Origin of the sequence: Pseudarthrobacter sp. N5 (genome assembly GCF_050157035.1) — a bacterium.
In the GTDB taxonomy this organism is placed as follows: domain Bacteria; phylum Actinomycetota; class Actinomycetes; order Actinomycetales; family Micrococcaceae; genus Arthrobacter.
Genome location: NZ_CP189593.1, coordinates 1,376,407 through 1,397,119, shown reverse-complemented (window position 1 = coordinate 1,397,119; position 20,713 = coordinate 1,376,407). Strand labels below are relative to the sequence as shown.

General features: G+C 64.4%; 19 protein-coding genes and 1 riboswitch. Of the genes, 9 read left to right on the top strand and 10 right to left on the bottom strand.

Going from position 1 to position 20,713, the window contains the following annotated elements; translation table 11 throughout:
• Positions 1–357: 357 nt before the first annotated feature.
• From ACQCST_RS06925 to glyA, 7 genes are all read right to left on the bottom strand, one after another.
• A complete protein-coding gene (locus tag ACQCST_RS06925) occupies positions 358–1,875 on the bottom strand; it encodes a CHAD domain-containing protein (protein ID WP_426998558.1) in 1,518 nt (505 codons plus the stop codon).
• Positions 1,876–1,880: 5 nt separating this feature from the next.
• A complete protein-coding gene (locus tag ACQCST_RS06920; RefSeq protein WP_426998557.1) occupies positions 1,881–2,147 on the bottom strand; it encodes a hypothetical protein in 267 nt (88 codons plus the stop codon).
• A gap of 254 nt (positions 2,148–2,401) precedes the next feature.
• Entirely contained in the window at positions 2,402–2,716 is a 315-nt protein-coding gene (locus ACQCST_RS06915) for an SHOCT domain-containing protein (protein WP_426998556.1), read from the bottom strand.
• Positions 2,717–2,855: 139 nt separating this feature from the next.
• On the bottom strand, positions 2,856–3,536 hold the full coding sequence (locus ACQCST_RS06910; protein ID WP_426998555.1) for a response regulator: 681 nt from the start codon (positions 3,534–3,536) through the stop codon (positions 2,856–2,858).
• On the bottom strand, positions 3,533–4,732 hold the full coding sequence (locus ACQCST_RS06905) for a sensor histidine kinase (RefSeq protein WP_426998554.1): 1,200 nt from the start codon (positions 4,730–4,732) through the stop codon (positions 3,533–3,535). Before ACQCST_RS06905 ends, ACQCST_RS06910 begins: the two co-directional genes overlap by 4 nt.
• A 149-nt stretch (positions 4,733–4,881) precedes the next feature.
• On the bottom strand, positions 4,882–5,787 hold the full coding sequence (locus ACQCST_RS06900) for a bifunctional methylenetetrahydrofolate dehydrogenase/methenyltetrahydrofolate cyclohydrolase (RefSeq protein WP_426998553.1): 906 nt from the start codon (positions 5,785–5,787) through the stop codon (positions 4,882–4,884).
• A gap of 4 nt (positions 5,788–5,791) precedes the next feature.
• A complete protein-coding gene (gene glyA / locus ACQCST_RS06895) occupies positions 5,792–7,090 on the bottom strand; it encodes a serine hydroxymethyltransferase (RefSeq protein ID WP_426998552.1) in 1,299 nt (432 codons plus the stop codon).
• A gap of 143 nt (positions 7,091–7,233) precedes the next feature.
• Positions 7,234–7,319: riboswitch (ZMP/ZTP riboswitch) on the bottom strand.
• Positions 7,320–7,361: 42 nt separating this feature from the next.
• On the opposite strand from glyA, the gene purU reads away from it, so the two are divergent.
• The 3 genes from purU (at position 7,362) to ACQCST_RS06880 (ending at position 9,541) form a co-directional block, all read left to right on the top strand.
• Positions 7,362–8,222, top strand: coding sequence for a formyltetrahydrofolate deformylase (purU, locus tag ACQCST_RS06890; protein WP_426998551.1), 861 nt, complete (start codon positions 7,362–7,364; stop codon positions 8,220–8,222).
• Positions 8,223–8,343: 121 nt separating this feature from the next.
• Entirely contained in the window at positions 8,344–8,922 is a 579-nt protein-coding gene (locus ACQCST_RS06885) for a class I SAM-dependent methyltransferase (protein WP_426998550.1), read from the top strand.
• Between the two features lie 97 nt (positions 8,923–9,019).
• The gene (locus ACQCST_RS06880; protein ID WP_426998549.1) at positions 9,020–9,541 is read left to right on the top strand and encodes a gamma carbonic anhydrase family protein; all 522 of its coding nucleotides are present in this window, start codon (positions 9,020–9,022) and stop codon (positions 9,539–9,541) included.
• Between the two features lie 15 nt (positions 9,542–9,556).
• Here the strand turns inward: ACQCST_RS06880 and ACQCST_RS06875 are convergent, their stop codons facing one another.
• Both ACQCST_RS06875 and ACQCST_RS06870 read right to left on the bottom strand, forming a co-directional pair.
• On the bottom strand, positions 9,557–11,296 hold the full coding sequence (locus tag ACQCST_RS06875) for a flavin monoamine oxidase family protein (RefSeq protein WP_426998548.1): 1,740 nt from the start codon (positions 11,294–11,296) through the stop codon (positions 9,557–9,559).
• Positions 11,293–12,819 carry an amino acid permease gene (locus ACQCST_RS06870; RefSeq protein WP_426998547.1) on the bottom strand — a complete coding sequence of 509 codons (1,527 nt, stop codon included), beginning with the start codon at positions 12,817–12,819 and terminating at the stop codon, positions 11,293–11,295. Before ACQCST_RS06870 ends, ACQCST_RS06875 begins: the two co-directional genes overlap by 4 nt.
• Before the next feature lie 101 nt (positions 12,820–12,920).
• On the opposite strand from ACQCST_RS06870, the gene ACQCST_RS06865 reads away from it, so the two are divergent.
• From ACQCST_RS06865 to ACQCST_RS06855, 3 genes are read left to right on the top strand one after another with little or no spacing between them, the layout of a single operon-like run.
• Positions 12,921–13,505 (top strand): alanine racemase, encoded by a 585-nt coding sequence (locus ACQCST_RS06865; RefSeq protein WP_426998546.1) that lies wholly within the window; start codon positions 12,921–12,923, stop codon positions 13,503–13,505.
• A complete protein-coding gene (locus tag ACQCST_RS06860) occupies positions 13,505–13,915 on the top strand; it encodes an alanine racemase C-terminal domain-containing protein (RefSeq protein ID WP_426999097.1) in 411 nt (136 codons plus the stop codon). Before ACQCST_RS06865 ends, ACQCST_RS06860 begins: the two co-directional genes overlap by 1 nt.
• Positions 13,905–15,503, top strand: a complete 1,599-nt coding sequence (locus tag ACQCST_RS06855) for a PucR family transcriptional regulator (protein WP_426998545.1) — start codon at positions 13,905–13,907, stop codon at positions 15,501–15,503. Before ACQCST_RS06860 ends, ACQCST_RS06855 begins: the two co-directional genes overlap by 11 nt.
• On the opposite strand, the gene ACQCST_RS06850 is transcribed toward ACQCST_RS06855, so the two are convergent.
• Positions 15,482–16,279 (bottom strand): carbon-nitrogen hydrolase family protein, encoded by a 798-nt coding sequence (locus ACQCST_RS06850; RefSeq protein WP_426998544.1) that lies wholly within the window; start codon positions 16,277–16,279, stop codon positions 15,482–15,484. The genes ACQCST_RS06855 and ACQCST_RS06850 overlap by 22 nt on opposite strands.
• Before the next feature lie 232 nt (positions 16,280–16,511).
• Here ACQCST_RS06850 and ACQCST_RS06845 point away from each other — a divergent pair, with 232 nt between their 5' ends.
• The 3 genes from ACQCST_RS06845 to mmsB all read left to right on the top strand — a co-directional run bounded on the left by ACQCST_RS06845 (position 16,512) and on the right by mmsB (position 20,704).
• Positions 16,512–17,702 (top strand): ROK family transcriptional regulator, encoded by a 1,191-nt coding sequence (locus ACQCST_RS06845; RefSeq protein WP_426998543.1) that lies wholly within the window; start codon positions 16,512–16,514, stop codon positions 17,700–17,702.
• A 130-nt stretch (positions 17,703–17,832) separates the two neighbouring features.
• A complete protein-coding gene (gene mmsA, locus ACQCST_RS06840; RefSeq protein ID WP_426998542.1) occupies positions 17,833–19,389 on the top strand; it encodes a multiple monosaccharide ABC transporter ATP-binding protein in 1,557 nt (518 codons plus the stop codon).
• Positions 19,390–19,435: 46 nt separating this feature from the next.
• A complete protein-coding gene (gene mmsB / locus ACQCST_RS06835; RefSeq protein WP_426998541.1) occupies positions 19,436–20,704 on the top strand; it encodes a multiple monosaccharide ABC transporter permease in 1,269 nt (422 codons plus the stop codon).
• Positions 20,705–20,713: the final 9 nt, after the last annotated feature.

Here is a 20,713-nt window from a genome sequence, read left to right as displayed (position 1 = left end):
TAGTAGCCGACGTTGCACTGCCTCTTCTCCTGCGTCTCAGTGATGAGTTCCGACACCGAATTTCTGCGGGTATCCGGGAGAGCTTGGACGCCCACCATCGGTACGGTCCAACGCCTTGTCCCAGCGCGCCAGCGCGGGATGAGAGTGGCCCTGACTGCGGGATTTTCCTAAGACATTGCCGGCCCGCTGCGGGAATCCCTGCCCTGGACCGTGGGTCCGACAGCCGAACACACGGTGGACGCCGTTATCACTACCTCCCGGGCCACCGCTGGCCGCCGTGCTCCATGCATGATCCAGCGGGCAATGGAAAAGACAGGGGTGCTGACCGGAAAACCCCAACGCGAGGCCTTGTACAACTCAGCGGCTTAGCCGGATGCCGCGTGTCTTCTTGTGGGCTTTGCGGTATCTGGCTTCGGTGTCGTGGGCGATGCGTTCTTCGCGTACGTGAAGCCTGCTGTAGGCCAGGGCGGTACGTTCGGGCAGGTCGGGGACCTTGCGCAGGCGGCGTAGGAGTGCGCGGGCCATGACACTGTCCTGGTGGTCGCCGAGGATTCTCTGTATCCGCTGGGCGGCTTTCGCCAGCTTTCGGGCGCGTTTTCCGTGGATTTCGGCGACGGATTCGGCGGCGTGCCGGAGGCGTTTGGCGTCTTTGCGGACGCGGTGGAGCGCGGCGTCATGGGCGGCGCCGTCTTCTGAGTGCTTGGCGGCCTTGTGTGCGCGGTCCAGGCGTTTGGCTGCCTTATCGACCAGTCGGGCCGTCGTCGGGCGGGCACGTTCGGAGGCGAGGGATGTGGCGGGCGGATCGTCGCGGAAGGTTTCGAGGTCTTCCAGGAGCCGGAAGTAGCGGCTGGTCCCGAGGGTTTTCAGGATCTTTTTGTAGCCAGCGTTGTATGCGGTGCCGAGCTCGTGTTCGAGCGGCTCGATAACGGGCCCGGATCGGTCCGCTGCGTCCAGGTCGTGGATGTGTTGGCGGAGCCGTTCACGCATGACCTCGGCGTCGCGCGCCCGGCCCAGGATCAAGGCGAGCCATTTGAGATCTTCCTCGATCTTCTTGCCCGCGGCCTTGTTGAAGAGTTTGCGGTAGGTCGCCAGGGCGGACCGGGCCCGGCGGGTTGCTGATCTCATCGCGTGGACGGCGTCCGTTTCCCCCAGCCGTACGCCGGGGTCGTGCGTGAGAAGTTCGTGGATCTGCTCGCCCAGGTAGGCGGTCACGACGTCGACCGCCGGTCCTTTCTTTCGCGGTCTTCCTGTGCCGGCGACACGTTCGGGCGGCCAGGAGTCGCCGAGTGCCCGCGCCAGTTTGGAATCATTCTGCGCGGGCCGGGCACCTGCCCGGGCCAGGGTTTCCGCGGCTGCTGCGAAGAGGTGCCCGGTCCCGTGGACGAGTTCGATCTCCCATTCGCGCCAGTCCATGCCGGGCCGGGAGTGATCCAGGGCTTCGGCGTGGACGTGGTCGTCGGCAAAGTCCGCCAGATGCTCTCCGCCGGGCCCGTACAGCCGGTGCGTAATGCGCTGGGTGGCCAACCGGGCGATGGGCAGGATGTCTTCGCCTCGGGTGTGCACCAGCAGATGGCCGACCAGCTCCTCCGGAACGGCCTCGGGTTGCCCCAGCGGCGCATGGATTTCATGCCTCTGGTCCGGGCCGGAAGGGATCTTCAGGTGCCATCCGTAGTCAGTTCCGCCGGTGCGGCGCCGCAGAGTGATCCGCCGGCTGGCGAGGGCCAGGCTCGCGGTGTCGAAGTAGACGGCCTCGAGCCGGTCCTCGACCGGTTCCGCGACCCGTTCCACGCCGGGGATGTCGAGCAGCGCCGGCAGCGGGGTCGAGGTGTCGATGTCGTATTTTCGTTCGGTTTCGACTTCCTCTGAAGCGGCCATGGCAGCTAGGCATCCGCCCCGGATGCGCCTTCCAGCATCGCACGAGCGAACACGGCGGCGGCGACGTCCTCGCGGAGGCAGTAGTTTCGACGTTCCAACGGTTCCAGGCTGCCGCGGACGACGTAATAACCGCGCCCCTCACCCGGTCCGCCGGCGGCGCGGTCGATGGCGTCGAGAATGCCCCGGTCCAGGAGCTGGTCCGGACCGCGCTCTTGCAGCACGGCCAGGTCTGCTGGCTGCAGTGAACTGATGAGCCCCTGAATATCCGTCATTTTGAGCATCCTTCGCCGGCATCACGGGAACATGGCCTGGTCCCCCGGGCGTGTCCGGGGTGCCTTGGCCGGTTGCGTCCACACTGATTGTAGGACCCGGACAACGGGCGGTCTAGAGCCCTATGACCGACGGTCACGACCGGCGTGCATCCGCGGATCTTGAACGTCAACCAGAGAGGAAAGGCTCTCACCCGGAAGATTTTGTCAACGGGGTCTTCGTGGGAAACACCGTTTCGGGCCTGTCGAAGAGCGTGCTACTTCTCGCCACCCCGCAGCACACCAAGACGCTGGCGGTACTCGGTCTCGTCGATCTCGCCGCGGGCATAGCGCTCCCGCAGCACGCTTTCTCCACCCTGGGTGGCTGCCCAGCGATGGTTACGGCGCCAGGTCCGGCGGCCGAGGAAGATGAAGAGCCCGATGATCAGAATCCAGAACAGCGGGATCAGCAGGAACAGCGGTGAAAATCCACCACCGCCCCAAGGCCCGTGGGCCACGACGGCGGCCGGCAGTTGCGCAGCGGACTCGCCGAACGCAGCATTTCCGAAGGTTGTTACCAATGACGTGAACATGTCAGTTATCCAGACTCTCGACGGCGGCCGTCTTTCGGCCCTGCATCGAGTCTTGCCGCTGGCGCGTGCCGGTGCGTCTGCCGTCGGGAGTCACTTTCTGCTTGGCTGCTACTCCCGCGGGTGACCGGACGGTACGGCGCTAGCCCGACCAGCCGGGCCGCACCAGTCCGGATTCGTAGGCGAGCACCACCAGCTGCACCCTGTCCCGGATCAGCAACTTGGTCATGATCCGCGAAACGTGGGTCTTGGCAGTCAACGGTGTGATGAACAGCCGCTCCGCGATTTCGGCATTGTTGAGCCCTTCGCCCACCAGCTGGAGGACCTCACGTTCGCGCCCGGTGATCTGGCCAAGCATCGCCTGCTGGCCGGCCGCCCGTGACTGTGCCGCCATGCTCTGCACGGCAAGCTGCGCCATGATGCGGCGGGTGACCGAGGGCGAGAGCAGTGCATCGCCGTCGTGCACTACCCTCACTGCGCGGAGCAGTTCCTCCGGTTCGGTGTCCTTGACCAGGAATCCGGCAGCGCCAGCCCGGACCGCCTCCGCGATGTAATCGTCCAGTTCAAACGTGGTCAGGATAATCACCCGGGTGCCGGCAAGTTCGGGGGCAGCCATGATCTGCCTGGTTGCGGCAAGGCCGTCGCCGTCGGGCATCCGGATATCCATCAGGACAACATCCGGTTTGTCTCGCCGCGCCAGCCGCACGGCCTCATGCCCGCTTCCGCACTCGGCTATTACCTCCATGTCCGGTTCGGCCGTGAGAAGGGCCCGGAATCCGGCACGGATCAGGGTCTGGTCGTCCGCCAGCAGTATCCTGATCATCGGGACTGCTCCCCTGCAGGTGCGGGCGAAGCGCCCCGACCGGTCACCGGCACCACTGCCCGGACGCGCCAGCCTTGCAGCAGCGGCACCAGCTCCAGTGTGCCGCCCAGACCTGCCGCACGTTCGCGCATGCCGGTCACGCCGTTGCCTTCGGGCGCCCCGGCAGCGCCGGCGCCGTCGTCGTCAATGGTCACGGAGAGGGTCGCCGCGCCCTCCCCACTTCCGGGGCTACTTCCGCCCCTGCTTCCGGTCCCCGGCGTACCAACGCTTTCAATCACGACGGCGGCCCGCTGTGCTCCGGCGTGCCGCACCACATTGGTCAGCGCCTCCTGCACAATCCGGAAGACCGCCTGCTGCACGTTTTCCGGCAGTTGCACCGAGACGTTCACATCCAGCTGGACCTCGAGTCCGGCACGCCGCGCGTTCTCCGCGAGTTCCGGCAGGCGCGCCAGCCCGGGTCCGGCCGCCGGGGTCAAGGGGGCGTCGTCCCGGAGCACACCGAGGAGCTGCCGGATTTCGTCAAGAGACTCCTTGCTCGCGACTTTGATGGTCTCCAGGGCCGGGCGGTATTTCTCAGGATCGCTGCTGCCCAGATGCAATGCCACAGCGGCCTGGACATTGATCATGGAAAGCGAATGCGCCACAACATCATGGATGTCCCGGGCCAGCGTGAGCCGGTATTCGTCCCTCGCCGCCTGTTCGCGGGCCTCGTGCTGCCGGCGGCGCACGGCCACCCGTTCGTGCCGCAGCCGTGCGCCTTCGCCGATCAACACCAGGATCACCAGCCACGAGGTGCCGGCAAAGGCACGGATGAAGGAAGGTTCGTCACCGCTGCGCAGCGATGCGAGCAGCAGCGCGCCCGCACAGACGCCCACCGCCAGCCACGTCTGCCATCGTTTTCCCGCCGCCGCCGCGAACACGATGGCCAGTGCCAGTGAGAGGAATACCGGGCCCCAGGCATAGCCCAGCGCCAGATAGGTACCAGTTGCCGCGACAGCCACCGGCAGCATCACCAACGGAGCGCGCCGTCGCAGGGCCAAAGCGGCCGGGCCCATGAGCAACAAGGCTGCAGCCAGGAGATCCAGCGGCCGGTGGTCCGGCTGCCGGGCTGCTGCGAACACCGTGCCCACCACCTGGATCGCAGCCACCGCGATCACGATGAAGGCTGTGGGAGGTCCCCGGAATCGGCGGTGCATAGTCAGAGCCTAGCGGCCGGGCGCTCCGGCGTCGTCTGCTTAACGGTGTAGGGCTCCTACTCCCGCGGGAGTAGGAGCCCTACACCGTTCCCGCTCTCCACAGGCTCGACCAGCGGAGACTGGTGACTGAGCCTGTCAAGATCCCGGATCTAGGCGATGCCTGCCTGGCGTTCTGCGGTTTCCACCACGTTGGCCAGCAGCATGGCGCGGGTCATCGGGCCCACCCCACCGGGGTTCGGGGACAGCCACGCGGCGACATCGGCAGCAGCGGGGTCCACGTCTCCGGTGACCACCGCCTTTCCGTTGCCGTCGTCCACGCGGCTGACGCCGACGTCGAGCACGATGGCACCCGGCTTGAGGTCTTCCGCCTTGATCATGTGCGGCTGGCCGGCTGCCGCGATCACGACGTCGGCCTGCCGGAGTTCGGCGGGCAGGTCCACCGTGCCGGTGTGGGCCAGGATGACCGTGGCGTTGACGTCCTTGCGGGTGAGCAGGAGCCCCACCGGACGGCCGATGGTGACACCACGGCCCACCACCAGGACGCGCTTGCCGTTGAGGCTGATCCCGTGCCGGGTCAGGAGTTCCACGCAGCCCTTGGGCGTGCAGGGCAGCGGGGACTTCATGGGTCCGCTGACGTTGGCCACAAGCCGGCCCAGGTTCATCGGGTGCAGGCCGTCGGCGTCCTTCTCGGGATCCATGGCCTCCAGGATGACGTCCTGGTCGATGTGCTTGGGCAGCGGCAGCTGGACGATGTAGCCGGTGCATTCCGGGTTGTCGTTGAGCTCACGGACCACGGCCAGGACTTCGTCCTGGCTGCTGTCCTCGGGCAGGTCGCGGCGGATGGACCTGATGCCCACCTCGGCGCAGTCCTTGTGCTTACCTCCGACGTACCAGGTGCTTCCAGGATCGGATCCCACCAGGATGGTGCCCAGTCCGGGGACGACGCCCTTGGCCTTCAGCGCAGCCACGCGTTCGGTCAATTCGGCTTTGATGGCGGCGGCGGTGGCCTTTCCATCAAGAACCTGAGCCGTTTTTGCAGTGCTTGCGGCGGTCATGCGGCTACCACTTCTCGTGCTGCGGGTACAGCGGGAAGTCCGCGGCCAACTTGTCCACGCGGGACTGGAGGGCCTCGATGTCCGTGGCCGGACCGGATTTCAGGGCGGTGGCAATGATGTCCGCAACCTCGGTGAATTCCTCGGCGCCGAAGCCGCGGGTGGCCAGGGCCGGGGTACCGATCCGCAGGCCGGAGGTGACCATCGGCGGGCGGGGGTCAAACGGCACGGCATTGCGGTTCACGGTGATGCCCACGGAGTGCAGGAGATCCTCGGCCTGCTGCCCGTCCAGCTGTGAATGCCGCAGGTCAACCAGGACCAGGTGGACATCGGTGCCGCCGGTGAGGACGGAGACGCCGGCCTCGGCGACATCCGCCTGGTTGAGGCGCTCGGCGATGATCTTGGCACCTTCCAGGACGCGCTCCTGGCGTTCCCTGAACTCCTCGGTGCCGGCGATCTTGAAGGCAACTGCCTTGGCGGCGATGACGTGCATCAGCGGCCCACCCTGCTGGCCGGGGAACACGTTCGAATTGATCTTCTTGGCCCATTCCTGCTTGGCCAGGATCACGCCGGAACGGGGACCGGCGAGGGTCTTGTGCACAGTGGAGGTGACGACGTCGGAGTGCGGCACCGGGCTCGGGTGAAGTCCTGCGGCAACCAGGCCGGCGAAGTGTGCCATGTCGGTCCACAGCAGCGCGCCAACTTCATCCGCGATGGAGCGGAAGGCGGCGAAGTCGAGATGGCGCGGGTAGGCGGACCAGCCGGCGATGATGACTTGGGGCTTTTCGGCGATGGCCTGCTGGCGCAGCTTGTCCATGTCCACGCGGAAGTTGTCCTGCTCCACCTGGTAGGCGGCCACCTTGTAGAGCTTGCCGGAGAAGTTGAGCTTCATGCCGTGGGTCAGGTGGCCGCCGTGGGCCAGGGACAGACCCAGGATCTTGTCGCCGGGAGTGATCATGGCGGAGAGGGCTGCGGCGTTGGCCTGGGCACCGGAGTGAGGCTGGACGTTGGCGTATTCGGCGCCGAACAGGTCCTTGACGCGGTCGATTGCCAGCTGCTCGGCAATGTCCACATATTCGCAGCCACCGTAGTAGCGGCGGCCCGGGTAGCCCTCAGCGTATTTGTTGGTCAGGACAGAGCCCTGGGCTTCCATCACTGCACGCGGGGCGAAGTTCTCTGAAGCGATCATTTCCAGGGTGCCGCGCTGGCGGCCAAGCTCCTGGTCCAGTACTGCGGCGATCTCGGGATCGAGTTCAGCCAGCGACTGATTGCTGACTGCGGCTGACGTGGTGGCGGTAGTAGTCACGAAAAACTCCTGGCTAGGGAACGGGCACGGCTATTGGTCAGGTTACCGGCTGGCACGCTAGACCGCCCCTTGATGACGGCGGCTGAACAGCACCAGGCCATGGCACGCACCTGTCTGCGCACCGCGGACTCCGGTAAGACATGACCCTCGGCCCAGGCGGACGATCCGTGGTCTTCGTGATTGCCGCTCCCTGGTGGTTGACCACCCGACGCCAGTTGCGACCTCACCAGACTACCAAAGCGGACGCCGCGGCGCGGGTAGGCTGTTCTTCGTGACTGAACAGCAGCTGAGCGAAGCGTACGTAGTAACCCTTTCGTGCCCGGACCGCCCTGGAATCGTGTACGCCGTGGCCGGAGCGCTGCTGGTGGCCGGCTGCAATATTACGGATTCCCAGCAGTACGGCAGCCAGGCAACGGGCACCTTCTTTATGCGGGTGGAGGCCACCACGGCGGCCTCACGGCTGGAGCTGCAGGCCGCCATTGAACCCGTGGCGCAGGCATTCGGCATGCAGTGGAACCTCAGCGCTGTGGGACAGAAGGTGCGGACACTGCTGATGGCCAGCAAATCCGCACATTGCCTCAACGATCTCCTCTTCCAGCAGCGTTCCGGAACGTTACCCATCGAGATCCCGGCCATTGTGTCCAACCATCAGGATCTGGCCGGTTTGGCGGAGTTCTATGGCATCCCGTTTCATCACATTCCCGTCACACACGGGACCAAGGCTGACGCCGAGGACGCGCTCCGCGCCATCATGGCTGAGCACGACATTGAGTTGACCGTTCTTGCCCGCTACATGCAGATCATTTCCAATGAGCTGTGCACCGAGCTGAGCGGCAAGGCCATCAACATCCACCATTCCTTCCTTCCGTCTTTCAAGGGTGCCAAGCCATATCACCAGGCGCACGCCCGCGGTGTGAAGCTCATCGGGGCCACAGCACACTACGTCACGGCAGCCCTGGACGAGGGCCCCATCATCGAGCAGGAAGTGATCCGCGTGGACCACGCCCGGACTCCGGAGCAGTTTGTCCAGATGGGCCGCGACGTGGAAGGCCGCACCCTTGCCCAGGCCGTGCAGTGGCATGCAGAGCACCGCGTTCTCCTGGATGGCAACCGGACCGTAGTTTTTAACTGACCACGGTTAACTTGATCAGAAAGCCAGCAGGGACATGATGGCACCGGAAGCCAGAGACAGAAGCGAGGCACATCTTGCGGCGTTCTATGACAGGCAGGCCTCATTGCGGGATTCCAGGCCCATGACTCCGCAGCGTGTGGCACAGCACGACGCATTCATTGCAATGCTGAAGACCGAACACCGGCGCTCCGTATTCGAACTCGGTTGCGGCCCAGGCATTGAAGGGCTCCAGTTTGTCCAGTCAGGAATCCACTACACGGGTGTCGATCTTTCGGAGGAGCACATACGGCTGGCGACGGCGAAAGGCCTGGAGACCTCGGTGGCCAGCGGCCGGAATCTGCCGTTCGCCCGGGCCTCGTTCGACGCAGTGTGGACCATGAGCACATTGCTGCACATCCCTAATGCCGACATCGACGGGGTCATCAGCGAACTTGTGCGGGTAGCCGCTCCCGGCGCGCCGATCGCCGTCGGCCTCTGGTCCGGAGACGATGAAGAGGTTCTCAACCCGGAAGACGACATCGAACCCCGTCGCTTCTTCAGCAGGCGGAGCGACGAAACCGCCAGACGGATCTTCGAACGGCACGGCAACGTTGAATCGTTTGTGACCTGGCCCGAAGGAGCCGGCGAGGAAGCCGGACCCGGAGCAGGAAGCTGGACCCAGCACTACCAGTTTCTGGTTCTTCGCACGCCCTCCCCCTGACCCCCACCCAAGTAGCTGGCAATAGGTGTCGCCAAACGGGCTGTAAGCGACCTCATTTGCGAGTCAGTTGGGCGGTCGGGTGTTCTAGGCTTGGGCCATGGCTCCTGTCTATTCTTTCGCCGGCGATACCCCGGCTGTCCATCCCTCGGCCTTCGTGGCACCCACGGCATCGATCATCGGCAAAGCGGTCCTTGCCGAGGACTCCAGTGCCTTCTACGGAGTTTCGGTCCGCGCCGATACCGCCGCCATCACCGTGGGGGAAGGTACCAATCTGCAGGACAACGTGGTGCTGCACGCGGATCCTGGTTTTCCCTGCACCGTGGGGGCCCGCGTCAGCGTGGGCCACAGCGCCGTCGTCCACGGATGTACCGTGGAGGACGACTGCCTGATCGGGATGAGCGCCACCATCCTCAACGGCGCGGTGATCGGCGCCGGGTCCCTCATAGCCGCCGGGGCCGTAGTTCTTGAAGGCGCCGTGATTCCGCCACGTTCACTGGTTGCCGGTGTCCCGGCAAAGGTCCGGCGCGAACTCACCGACGAGGAATATGAGGGCGTGTTGCACAATGCCGCGCACTACCGGGAACTCGCTGCGGCCCACCGGGAACTGCATTCCTCCTGAACAGTCCAGGCAGCATCAGTCCAGGCTGATTGGCCCCAGCTCATCCAGCAACTCGCCGGGGCCGGGGTTTCCGGATGCCGAGCTGCCGCCCAGATGGTTGAGCACACCCCACACGGCATTGAGCCCCGTCGTCACGGCACCTTCTGCCCAGCCGGCCGTGAAGGAGACATCGTCGCCGGCGAGGAAAATGCCGCGCTGGCCCTCCGGTAGCTTGTCCTGTTTGAAGTGCGTAAAGAGCCGCTGCTGGTACCGGTAGTGGCCAGGCAGATTGGCTTTGAACGCCCCCATGAAGTTGGGCTCCGCTTCCCACGAGACCGTAATGGGCTGGCCGATGATGTGGCTGGCGATATCAACGCCGGGGTAGATCTGCTTGAGCGAATGCAGCATCAGCTCCACGCGCTCGTCAGCGGTCAGTGCCAGCCACTTCAGTGCGTCGTCATTCCAGGTGTAGGAAAGCAGGATCACGGCGGGCTTGTCCGGACCGTTGTCGAGCAGGTACGTGGCCCGGTTTAGCCGGTCGGTGAGCGTCATGGACATGACCTCGCGGCCGGTTTCCGGATCGATGTCCTTCCAGAACGGCCGGTCGACCATCACAAACGTCTTGGACGACTGCATGTAGTGGGACCGCTCGATCGCAGTCCACAGCTCGGACGGGAACAGCGATTCTTCCGTGTGGATGCGGGTGGACAGCAGCCATGACTGGCAGGTGGTCACCACGGCCGGGTAGGCAGACTCGCGGCCCCAGCGCTCGCGCACCAGCAGATCGCCGTTGTCTGCGCGGCAGATCCGGTCCACGGCTCCCCGCGGGGAACCGGAATGCAGCGAGGCCAGTGAGGTGCCTTCCGGCCAGTGGACCATGCCCGACGGCGCCTGCCGCCACAGTTCCTCGGGCAGCCGCTGCGCTCCGCCGGTAATCAGCCGGTGCTGGTCGTCCGCGTCCGTGTACACGACGCGCAGAATCTCCAGGATCGAGTTGGGGAAATCCGTGTCCCAGCCGCCCGTCCCGAACCCCACCTGCCCGAAGGCCTCCCGGTGGGCGAAGCCGGCTTTCCTGAATGACGTACTGGCCGCGATGAAGCCATAGAACGTCTGCTCATCCAGCAGCGGCAACAACTCGTTCCAGAGTTCCTTGATCCTGCCGGTGTCCCGCGCCCGGATGGCTTCCTGCATCTCGCTGAAGCTGGCGCCGTCGTTCACGGCTGCCTTCCAGGCTTCGGCGACTTCACGGTAAAAGTCCGGGAGCTCTGACGGTGTGGTGGCGTAGTGTCGCTTCCCCGCAAGCTCAATGACTGTGCTGGATGTGGAGGGCGCCAGAGGGTTGGGGAATTCCTGCGTCTGCAGTCCCAGCACGTTTACATAGTGGTAGAAGGCCTTGCCTGAAACCGGGAACCGCATCCCGCCCAGATCTGCAGTGACCTCCGGCGCCGAGGGGAAACTGGCAGTCCGCAGCCGCCCACCGATCTGATCGGCCTCGTAGACCACGGGGCGGAGGCCCATTTTCATCAGCTCGTAGGCAGTGACCAGCCCGGAGAGCCCCGCACCGACCACAGCAACTTCGGTGCCGTACAGCTCCGGCGGAACCGATCCCAGTCCGGCAGGATGCGCCAGGTAGTGGTCATAGCTGAAGGGAAAATCGGGGTTCAGCATGGTGACGGGCGCGGCAGACGGAGCCCCGGAAGCAGCGGCGGTTGCTGCCGCGGTGCTTGCCGCATCCCCGGCGGGAAACTCTGCGGGCAATTCGGTGGCGATTGTCATGGAAGTTCTGCCTTCACGTGTTCCGGGCTGGCGGGCCTGCTGGATAATTCACGATAGTCCTCCTCGCTCAGGGCGGCCACCCGTGAGTTGCGGCGTCCGTATCCGAAGTAGGCAGCAAGCCCCACCAGCATCCAGACGCCGAAAACCAGCCAGGTGTCAGCGCCGAGGTTGATCATCAGGTAGGCACACATCAGGGTGCCGAGGATGGGTGTCAGCGGGTACAGCGGAACACGGAAACTGCGTTTCATGTCCGGACGGTTGCGCCGCAGGTAGATGACAGCCACGTTCACCAGCGCAAAGGCAAAGAGGGTACCGATGCTGGTGGCGTCCGCCAGCGCCCCCAGCGGGACGAGCCCGGCGGTGAGTGCGACGACGGTGCCCACTATAAGCGTTCCGGCAACAGGTGTTCCGGTCCGGCGGGAGACACGGCCGAAGATCTTCGGGACCAGCCCATCCCGGGACATGGACAGCAGGATACGGGTCTGGCCGTACAGCACGGTCAGCACGATGCTGGCAATAGCCAGGACTGCGCCGATAGAGAACGCCAGGGCGATCCAGGGCTGGTGCGTGGTCTCGTTCAGGATCTGGACCAGGGCAGCCTCGGTGCCTTCAAACCAGCCCCAGGGCCGCGCACCGATCGCGGCGACGGACACCAGGACGTAGATGGTGGTGACGATCAGCATGGAGAGCATGATGGCGCGGGGCAGATCACGTTTGGGGTTGCGGGCTTCTTCGCCGGCCGTCGAGGCGGCATCAAAGCCGATGAAGGAGAAAAACACCCTGGAGGCTGCCGCTGAGACACCGGCTGCCCCCATAGGCATCAGCGGCTCAAAATTTCCGGCGTCGAAGGCGGTGAAGGCAACAGCGCAGAAGAAAAGCAGGATGCCCACCTTAATGACCACGATCACCGTGTTGATCCAGGCACTTTCCTGGGCGCCGCGGACCAGGAGGGCCATGGCCAGCACAACGATGACCATCGCCGGCACATTCACCAGTCCGCCGTCGCCGGGTGGCTGGGAGATGGCGTCCGGCAGTAGCTGTCCGAAGGCGGCCAGCGTCTCGTTGACGTATTGGCCGGCGCCGACTGCCACGGCGGCGACGGACACGGCGTATTCCAGCACCAGGCACCAGCCGCAGATCCAGGCCATGCCCTCCCCCATCGTGGCGTAGGTGTAGGAATAGCTCGAGCCCGCAACAGGAACCAGTCCGGCCATCTCGGCGTAGGACACGGCGGAGAACAGCGCGGCAAGGCCTGCAATGACAAAAGAGATCCAGATGGCAGGTCCCGCAAGCGGCACAGACTCCCCCAGAATCACCAGAATACCCGTACCCAAGGTGGCGCCGACGCTGATCATGGTCAGTTGCAGGACGCCGAAGCTGCGGACGAGCCGGGGGCCGTCATTGCCTCCTTCGGCCTCACTGACCATTTGGCCGATCGGCTTGCGGCGCAGGAGTTGGGAGGCCAGGCCCGGCCTGGTGCCGGTACCGGCGGGCCGTTGGCCGGTGAAGGTAGGCACAGTCATCGTCGACGTCCATTCGTGAGTAGTTTTCGGTTTCCCCTGGACAAGCTTAGGCATGTGATGGGGCTCTCAGGTTTGTGCAAAGTGTCCTATGATGTTCAACCATGAGACGTTATGCACAACAGCCAAGCACGGCCCAGAGCGTGCTTTCAGGGCAGGTCAACGTGGATCTTTCTGCAATTTCAGACAATGTCACAGCACTGAGGAAACGCACGGCCGCATCGCATTTCATGGCCGTGGTGAAGGGTAGCGCCCACGGCCACGGTCTCCTGGACGTGGCCCGGACCGCGCTGGATTCAGGGGCGGACTGGCTTGGAACCGCGCAGCTCACCGAGGCGATCGCCCTACGCCGAGCCGGCATCACATCACGCCTGCTTTCGTGGTTATATCTGGCATCCCAGACAAGCAATGCCATCCGGGAAGCCTTGGAACTGGACATCGACGTATCCCTCGGCAGCCTGGAGCAGCTGGACGTTATGGCTGAAATATCCAGTGGCCTGGGACGCCCCGCATATGTTCATCTGGAGCTGGACAGCGGCCTCAGCCGTGGCGGCGCGCGCGCCGAAGACTGGCCGGAGCCGACATGGTGCGTGCAGGGCTGGCCATTTACGGGCTTGCACCGGCTGACCACCTGGAGCCGGCCGACTTCGGCCTACGGCCTGCCCTCTCCGTCACGGCACCGCTGGTGATGATCAAGAAAGTTCCGGCGGGCACTGGCGTCAGTTACGAGCATCAGGCCATCACCTATGAACCACGTTTCCTGGGGCTCATTCCACTGGGCTACGCGGACGGGATCCCCCTAGGAATCAGCGGCAGAAGCGTGGTGCAGGTGGGCGGCCGCAAGGTCCCGGTGATCGGGAAAGTGGGCATGGACCAGTTCATGGTGGACCTCGGCCCGGACATCGGGGACGTATCCGTTGGCGACACTGCCGTGTTGTTTGGTGATCCGGGCTTCGGGGCTGCGAGCGCGGATGAGCGGGGCGCAGCAATCGGCAGCCACGGCGATGAAATAACCAACCGGATCGCGCCGCGCCTTCCACGGGCCTACGAACGCCCGGACTACCAGGCCCTGGAAACCGGAGGCAGCGATGACGTCTGAGGCTGCGGCAGAACGGCTCAGTTTCGTCACGCTGGAGCAATTTCTTGCCCAGCTGCCTCCGGAGCTTAAAATACTGCACGACGGCGGCAGCGGAGGCGGGCTGCTGCGCTGGGTGGAGCCCAGCGAGCTGGAGGATCCCACCCCCTATCTCCTGGACGGAGAGTTCCTGCTCACTGCCGGGCTGCCGTTTACCGGGGACGGCGGGACCGGCAGCAAAGTTGATGCCTACGTGCAGCGGCTGGTGGGGGCCAAGGTCGGAGCTCTCGGCTTTGGCCTTCAGCCGTATTACGATTCCGTCCCGAAGACACTTCTCGAGGCGTGCCGACGCTACAATCTGACGCTGGTGGAGATCCCCTCCACCGTGCCGTTTGCCGCCATCGGGCTCGAGTTTTCCCAGCTACTGGAGTCCGGAAATGCCCGGGTAGTCCGGCAATTGGCGGAGACTAACCGCCAGCTCATGCGTGCGGTGCTGTCCCCCCGACCGGAGCATGAACTGCTGGCCGCACTGGTCCAGCAGGTTCCGGTCTGGGCCCTGCTGGTGGGGGCGGACGGAAAGGTCCGCGCGCGCGGCGGCAGTAGCGGCGTCGAACTTTCCGCCCTTGACCCTCTCCTGGAGCGGCTGCTCTCCGGCCGCGGTCCCCGCGTGGAAATGGAGAGCTTTCCTGCTCCCGGATCAGCGCTCGTGTTTGGCCACCCACTCCGCAGCACAAAAGACGCGAACCTCGGGGCCTTGATCCTGGGAGCCGATCAGGCGCTGACACCGGCACAGAACAACGTGGTGTCCTCGGCAGTCGGCCTGCTGGAACTGCTGGTCCGGCAACGGACCAGCGGTTCCCTGGCACCGAGCCAACTGGCCACCGCACTGCTGCTCCATCCGGACAGTGTGGCCACAGGGGGGACACGGCAGGTTAACGCCTTCAAGGACCTGCTGGCCCAAAGCCTCGGCTCAACCCGGTCCGCGCCCATGCGCATCGTCCAGGGGATCAACGTGGACTCGCCAGGGGGGCAAGCCGGCGAGGGCCCTGTCCGGGAGCTGCTGCAATGGCGCAGGCTTTTTGACACCAAGCTGGTGGAGATCACCGATTACGGGTTCACCGCCATTACCCGGCTCAAGGTCGACGACGCACTCCTCGCCGACGTCGAAAAGCTGGGCTGGCGGTTGGTGATCGGCGATCCGACGGAGCCGGCAGGGCTGCCTGCGGCATACCAGCGTGCCGCGTCATTGCGGGGACGTGTGCAGAGCACCGGCAAGAGCACAAGGGTCGGGGAGGTCACGTGGTCCGTCACCGGCCTGTTGGGGCGCGAGGCAGGAACCATGCTCGCGGCAAGAATGCTTGAACCGGTCCTGGCGCTTGAGCCGGAGCGCCGCGACCCCCTGCTGGCAGTTCTCCGCGCCTGGCTCAGCGAAAACGGCAGCTGGGACGGTTCGGCCAAACTCACCGGACTGCACCGCAACAGCGTCCGCCGTCAGATCGGCATTCTGGCGGAGCTCCTGGACGCCGATCTGAACCAGGCACAGGTCCGCGCGGAACTGTGGATTGCCCTGCAGTACACCGATGAGCTAGTTCAGTCCCCCCAGGAGCGGTAGGTTTCCGGGCGGCGTTCGCGCAGGTACGGCACGGCTTCCCTGGCCTCGCGTACGGCTTCGAGGCTGATTTCCGCGAACAGCATTTCCGCCGAGTCACCGGCCGCGGCCAGCAGGGTCCCGTCGGGGGCGGCAATGACGCTGCCGCCCAGGAAGTCGTAGGCGTCTTCGCTGCCGCAGTGGTTGGCGTACGCCACATGCAGTTGACTCTCCAATGCCCTGGCCCGGATCAAAACCTGCGGTACGGCGTCAAACCCGCGGGAGAGCGCCGTGGGAACCAGCACGAGTTCAGCTCCGCGACGGGCCGCTGCACGGACCGCCTCGGGGAACTCGACGTCGTAGCAGATGAGCAGGGACGTCTTCACTCCGGCGAAGTGCACTACCTCGGGTGCGGCCTGCGCGGCCCCGAAGGCCTCACGTTCCTCTCCTCCGAAGAGATGCACCTTCGCGTAATTCAGGACTTCAGCACCCTGGGAATCGAGCAGCGTCGCTGTGATCTGCCAACCGCCGTCGCCGGTCACGGCAGGCAAGCTGTACACGAGCCCCACACCATGGTGGCGGGCAATGCCGGCGAGGGCGTCCCTGATTGCAGGCAACCGGGCAGGATCGAGTCCTGACCGTACTCTCCCGGGGGCGTAACCGACCGGAAACAGCTCCGGCGTCAGCAGTAGCCCGGCACCGGCTGAGGCCGCCCGCTTGGCATGCGCATCGATCGTGCGCATATTGGCCTCGACGTCCAGCACCACGGCATTGGCCTGCATGAGGGCAAGCAGCATCATTACCACCTCAATACTCGGGGGCTCCGTTGCCGGCACCCCTGGATTGTCTTCACTTCAAGGGTAGCCAGCAGAGTTCCGGGAGCGGCAGGATGTTTGGACCCGCGGGAACGCCATCCGGGGCAGATCACCCCGGCATGGACGGCCGCGGCCCGCTTGAACGATTAACGCGCACCAAATGCCTCATGCGTTAACTTCTTGACTACAAGGTAGAACATGGTGCACGCTTCATTGCATGCCTGCAACATCACGCTCGACGAGGAGCAAGCCGCGTAACCCCGGATCGCAGTCCGCACTGCGGCACCTCAACCAACAGCGGATCATCGAATGCCTTCTGGGCGGGCCCGCAACCCAGGCCGAACTGGCCCGGCAGACCGGCCTCTCCACCGCTACTGTGTCCAATATCGTCAAAATCATGCAGGACGCAGGCTTGGCATCCACGGAGCCCATCACCAGCTCCGGCCGGCGTGCGCTGAATGTCCGGCTCAACAGCAACGGCGCCGTGGCCGTGGGAATCGACTTCGGCCGAAGGCACCTGCGCGTGGTGCTTGCTTCACTGAGCTATCACATCATCGCAGAGGGTTCCGTGCCGCTGCCCCTGGGGCACCACGCGGAAGAAGGCATCCAGGCCGCAGTCGCACTGCTGGCCGAACTCCTCAGCGAAAGCGGGGTGGAACGCAGCGCTGTGGTGGGAGCCGGCGTCGGCATCCCGGGCCCGATAGACCGCCGTACCGGAACCGTGGTGCAGGGCGCCATCCTCCCCGAATGGGTGGGTATCAACATCCTCCAGCATCTCGAGGAGACCCTGAAATTCCCCGTCTTTGTTGACAACGACGCCAATCTGGGAGCGCTGTCCGAGGTCACGTGGGGGCCGCACCATGGCGTCAGCAACCTGATGTTCCTGAAGATCGGCTCGGGTATCGGCGCCGGCCTGATCCTGAACGGAGCCCCCTACTACGGCAATGTGGGCGTGACGGGCGAAATCGGCCATGCCACCATCCACGAGCACGGCCTCATTTGCCGCTGCGGCAACAGAGGGTGTTTGGAAACCATCGCGTCCACCACCACCATGATCGAGCTCTTGAGCCGCGGCAAGGAGAAGCCGCTGACACCCGAAGACATCGTTCGGAAAGCATTGGAACGTGATTCAGCCACCCTGCGGGTGGTGGACGACGCCGGCCTCGCTGTGGGGCGTGCGCTGGGAAATGTGGCCAATCTGATCAACCCCGAGGTCATCGTGGTGGGCGGCCCGCTGGCCGGGCTGGGAGACCTTCTGCTGGACCCGGTGCGGCGGGGCCTGGTGCGCCACGCGGTGCCCGTCGTCGGCGAGACCACCACGCTGACTATGTCCTCGCTCGGGGACCGCGCAGAGGCCCTGGGCGCAGCAGCTTTGGTGTTCCAGCATGCCGGAATCCGGCGCAACTGAGTATTTCGTTACCTGGCCGTTGCGTTAAAGACTTGACGACAAGGCATGTGATCCAGTTTACTTTTTCATCAGACGGCCCCGCGATTTGCCGGGCAGACAACGAAGTCACGCATTGGAGGCGTAAGGGTAAATGTCATCCCTCAACCCGCACGGCGATCCGGTCATCCTCGAGATGCGCTCCATCACCAAGGAATTCCCCGGCGTTAAAGCCCTGGCCGAGGTCAGCCTCCGGGTAAAGGCCGGCGAAATCCACGCAATCTGTGGTGAAAACGGCGCCGGCAAGTCCACTCTCATGAAGGTACTGTCCGGCGTTTACCCGTTCGGCAGCTACACCGGGGACATCGTCTACCAGAACGAAGTCCAGGAGTTCAAGGACATCCGGGCCAGCGAGCAGGCCGGGATCGTGATCATCCACCAGGAGCTGGCCCTGATTCCGGAGCTGTCCATCATGGAGAACATCTTCCTGGGCAACGAACCCACCAAACGCGGGATTATCGACTGGGCCCAGGCCCGGACGCGTTCCACCGAGCTGCTGGCCCGGGTTGGACTGCGCGAAGATCCGGACACCCCCATCAAGGAAATCGGCGTGGGCAAGCAGCAGCTTGTTGAGATCGCCAAGTCCCTGAATAAGTCAGTGAAGCTCCTCATCCTGGACGAGCCCACCGCAGCCCTGAACGAGTCCGATTCCCAGCACCTGCTGGACCTGATCCTGGGCCTGAAGGGCAAGGGCATCACGTCCATCATCATTTCCCACAAGCTGAATGAGATCGAGCAGATCGCCGATTCCATCACCATCATCCGTGACGGCAAGGCGATTGAAACGCTGGACGTCAAGGCCGACGGCGTGGACGAGGACCGCATCATCAAGGGCATGGTGGGACGCACCCTGGAATCCCGGTTCCCGGATCACGAGCCCCAGATCGGCGAAGTGCTCTTCGAGGTCAAGGACTGGAACGTGGGACACCCGCAGATCCAGGACCGGCTCGTCTGCAAGAACTCGAACTTCCACGTCCGCCGCGGCGAGATCGTTGGCTTCGCCGGCCTCATGGGAGCCGGGCGCACCGAACTGGCGCGCTCCGTGTTCGGCCGCTCTTACGGACGGTTCATCTCCGGACACATCTACAAGGACGGCAAGGAGATCACACTCAAAAGCGTCCGCCAGGCCATCGACGCCGGCCTCGGCTATGTCACGGAGGACCGCAAGTCACTGGGCCTGAACCTGCTCGATGACATCAAGACCACAACCGTCTCGGCGAACCTGAAAAAGATCAGCAAGTACAGCGTGGTGGACACCAATAAGGAGTTCGCCGTCGCAGAGCAGTACCGGAAGTCGCTGCGGACCAAGACCCCGTCTGTGGAAGAGGGAGTGTCCAAGCTCTCCGGCGGCAACCAGCAGAAGGTGGTGCTGGCCAAGTGGATGTTCACGGATCCGGATCTGCTGATCCTGGACGAGCCCACCCGCGGGATTGACGTGGGCGCCAAGTACGAGATCTATGGAATCATCCAGCAGCTCGCCAACCAGGGAAAGGGCGTCATTGTCATCTCCTCCGAACTCCCCGAACTGCTGGGACTCTCGGACCGGATCTACACCATTTTTGAAGGTGCCATCACTGGTGTGGTCAACAAGGACGACGCCAGCCAGGAGAACCTGATGAGACTCATGACTTCCGCCCGAAATTCCGCCTGACCCTTCTGGAACCCTCCAGATCCTTCCAGACACAAGGACCGAAACAATGAACGCGCTCAAGAAGCTTTTTGGCGGCAACACCCGCCAATTCGGCATGATCTTCGCCCTGGTTGCACTGATCGTCTTCTTCCAGATCTTCACCGAGGGCCGCACGCTCACCCCGGGGAACGTGATCAACCTCTTCAACGGCAACTCCTACATCCTGATCCTAGCTATCGGGATGGTTCTGGTGATTATTGCCGGCCACATTGACCTCTCCGTGGGCTCCATTGCAGCCTTCGTGGGCGTCACGGTGGCACTGGCCATCCGCGACTGGGGTATCCCCTGGTACCTCGGTGTGCTGCTGGGACTGGCACTCGGAGCGGTGATCGGCGCGTGGCAAGGATTCTGGACGGCCTACGTGGGCATCCCTGCATTTATCGTGACGCTCGCCGGCATGCTCCTCTTCCGCGGCTTCAACCAGTTCGTGGGCAAGTCCAACACCATCCCGGTCCCCGCTGATTTCCAGTACCTCGGCTCCGGCTACCTCCCGGAAGTCGGTCCGAGCACCGGATTCAACAACCTCACACTGCTCCTGGGCCTGGCCGCCGTCGCATTCGTCATCATCAGCGAACTCCGCTCACGCTCCACTGCCAAGGCCCTGGGCGCGGAGGTGCCGGAAGCCTGGGTGACCATCACAAAGCTGGTGCTGATCTGCGGTGCCATCCTGTACGCCACCTATCTGTTCGCCACCGGCCGCCCGGGAACCTCGTTTCCGATCCCCGGCCTGATCCTGGCCGTTCTGGTCCTGATCTACGGCTTCATCTCCTCTAAGACCGTTGTGGGCCGCCACATCTACGCCGTAGGTGGCAACCGCCACGCAGCCGAACTGTCGGGTGTCCAGTCCAAGAAGGTCAACTTCCTGGTCATGATGAACATGGCCATCCTGGCCGGCCTGGCCGGCATGATCTTCGTGGGCCGCTCCACGGCATCAGGACCGTTCGACGGCGTGGGCTGGGAACTCGATGCCATCGCGGCTGTGTTTATCGGTGGCGCCGCGGTAACCGGCGGCGTGGGCACCGTGATCGGCTCGATCGTCGGTGGCCTGGTCATGGCCGTCCTGAACAACGGGCTGCAGCTGCTCGGCGTGGGCGCCGACCTTACCCAGATCATCAAGGGCCTGGTACTGCTCATCGCGGTGGCCTTCGATGTCTACAACAAGACCCAAGGAAAAAAGTCGATCATCGGCATGATGATGAAGAACTTCAGCCGGTCCAACGAAATAAAGCCTGATGAAACCACCCCCACCAGGGACGTCATCTCCAAGGAAGTCTGACGGGCTTCC

Coding starts and splice junctions, on each gene's coding strand:
- ACQCST_RS06845 (WP_426998543.1), top strand. CDS start 16,512: ATGCCTGCAACATCACGCTCGACGAGGAGCAAGCCGCGTAACCCCGGA.
- ACQCST_RS06905 (WP_426998554.1), bottom strand. CDS start 4,732: ATGCACCGCCGATTCCGGGGACCTCCCACAGCCTTCATCGTGATCGCG.
- ACQCST_RS06870 (WP_426998547.1), bottom strand. CDS start 12,819: ATGACTGTGCCTACCTTCACCGGCCAACGGCCCGCCGGTACCGGCACC.
- ACQCST_RS06880 (WP_426998549.1), top strand. CDS start 9,020: ATGGCTCCTGTCTATTCTTTCGCCGGCGATACCCCGGCTGTCCATCCC.
- mmsB (WP_426998541.1), top strand. CDS start 19,436: ATGAACGCGCTCAAGAAGCTTTTTGGCGGCAACACCCGCCAATTCGGC.
- ACQCST_RS06885 (WP_426998550.1), top strand. CDS start 8,344: ATGACTCCGCAGCGTGTGGCACAGCACGACGCATTCATTGCAATGCTG.
- mmsA (WP_426998542.1), top strand. CDS start 17,833: ATGTCATCCCTCAACCCGCACGGCGATCCGGTCATCCTCGAGATGCGC.
- ACQCST_RS06900 (WP_426998553.1), bottom strand. CDS start 5,787: ATGACCGCCGCAAGCACTGCAAAAACGGCTCAGGTTCTTGATGGAAAG.
- ACQCST_RS06875 (WP_426998548.1), bottom strand. CDS start 11,296: ATGACAATCGCCACCGAATTGCCCGCAGAGTTTCCCGCCGGGGATGCG.
- ACQCST_RS06860 (WP_426999097.1), top strand. CDS start 13,505: ATGATCAAGAAAGTTCCGGCGGGCACTGGCGTCAGTTACGAGCATCAG.
- ACQCST_RS06855 (WP_426998545.1), top strand. CDS start 13,905: ATGACGTCTGAGGCTGCGGCAGAACGGCTCAGTTTCGTCACGCTGGAG.
- ACQCST_RS06865 (WP_426998546.1), top strand. CDS start 12,921: ATGAGACGTTATGCACAACAGCCAAGCACGGCCCAGAGCGTGCTTTCA.
- ACQCST_RS06915 (WP_426998556.1), bottom strand. CDS start 2,716: ATGTTCACGTCATTGGTAACAACCTTCGGAAATGCTGCGTTCGGCGAG.
- ACQCST_RS06925 (WP_426998558.1), bottom strand. CDS start 1,875: ATGGCCGCTTCAGAGGAAGTCGAAACCGAACGAAAATACGACATCGAC.
- ACQCST_RS06850 (WP_426998544.1), bottom strand. CDS start 16,279: ATGATGCTGCTTGCCCTCATGCAGGCCAATGCCGTGGTGCTGGACGTC.
- ACQCST_RS06910 (WP_426998555.1), bottom strand. CDS start 3,536: ATGATCAGGATACTGCTGGCGGACGACCAGACCCTGATCCGTGCCGGA.
- ACQCST_RS06920 (WP_426998557.1), bottom strand. CDS start 2,147: ATGACGGATATTCAGGGGCTCATCAGTTCACTGCAGCCAGCAGACCTG.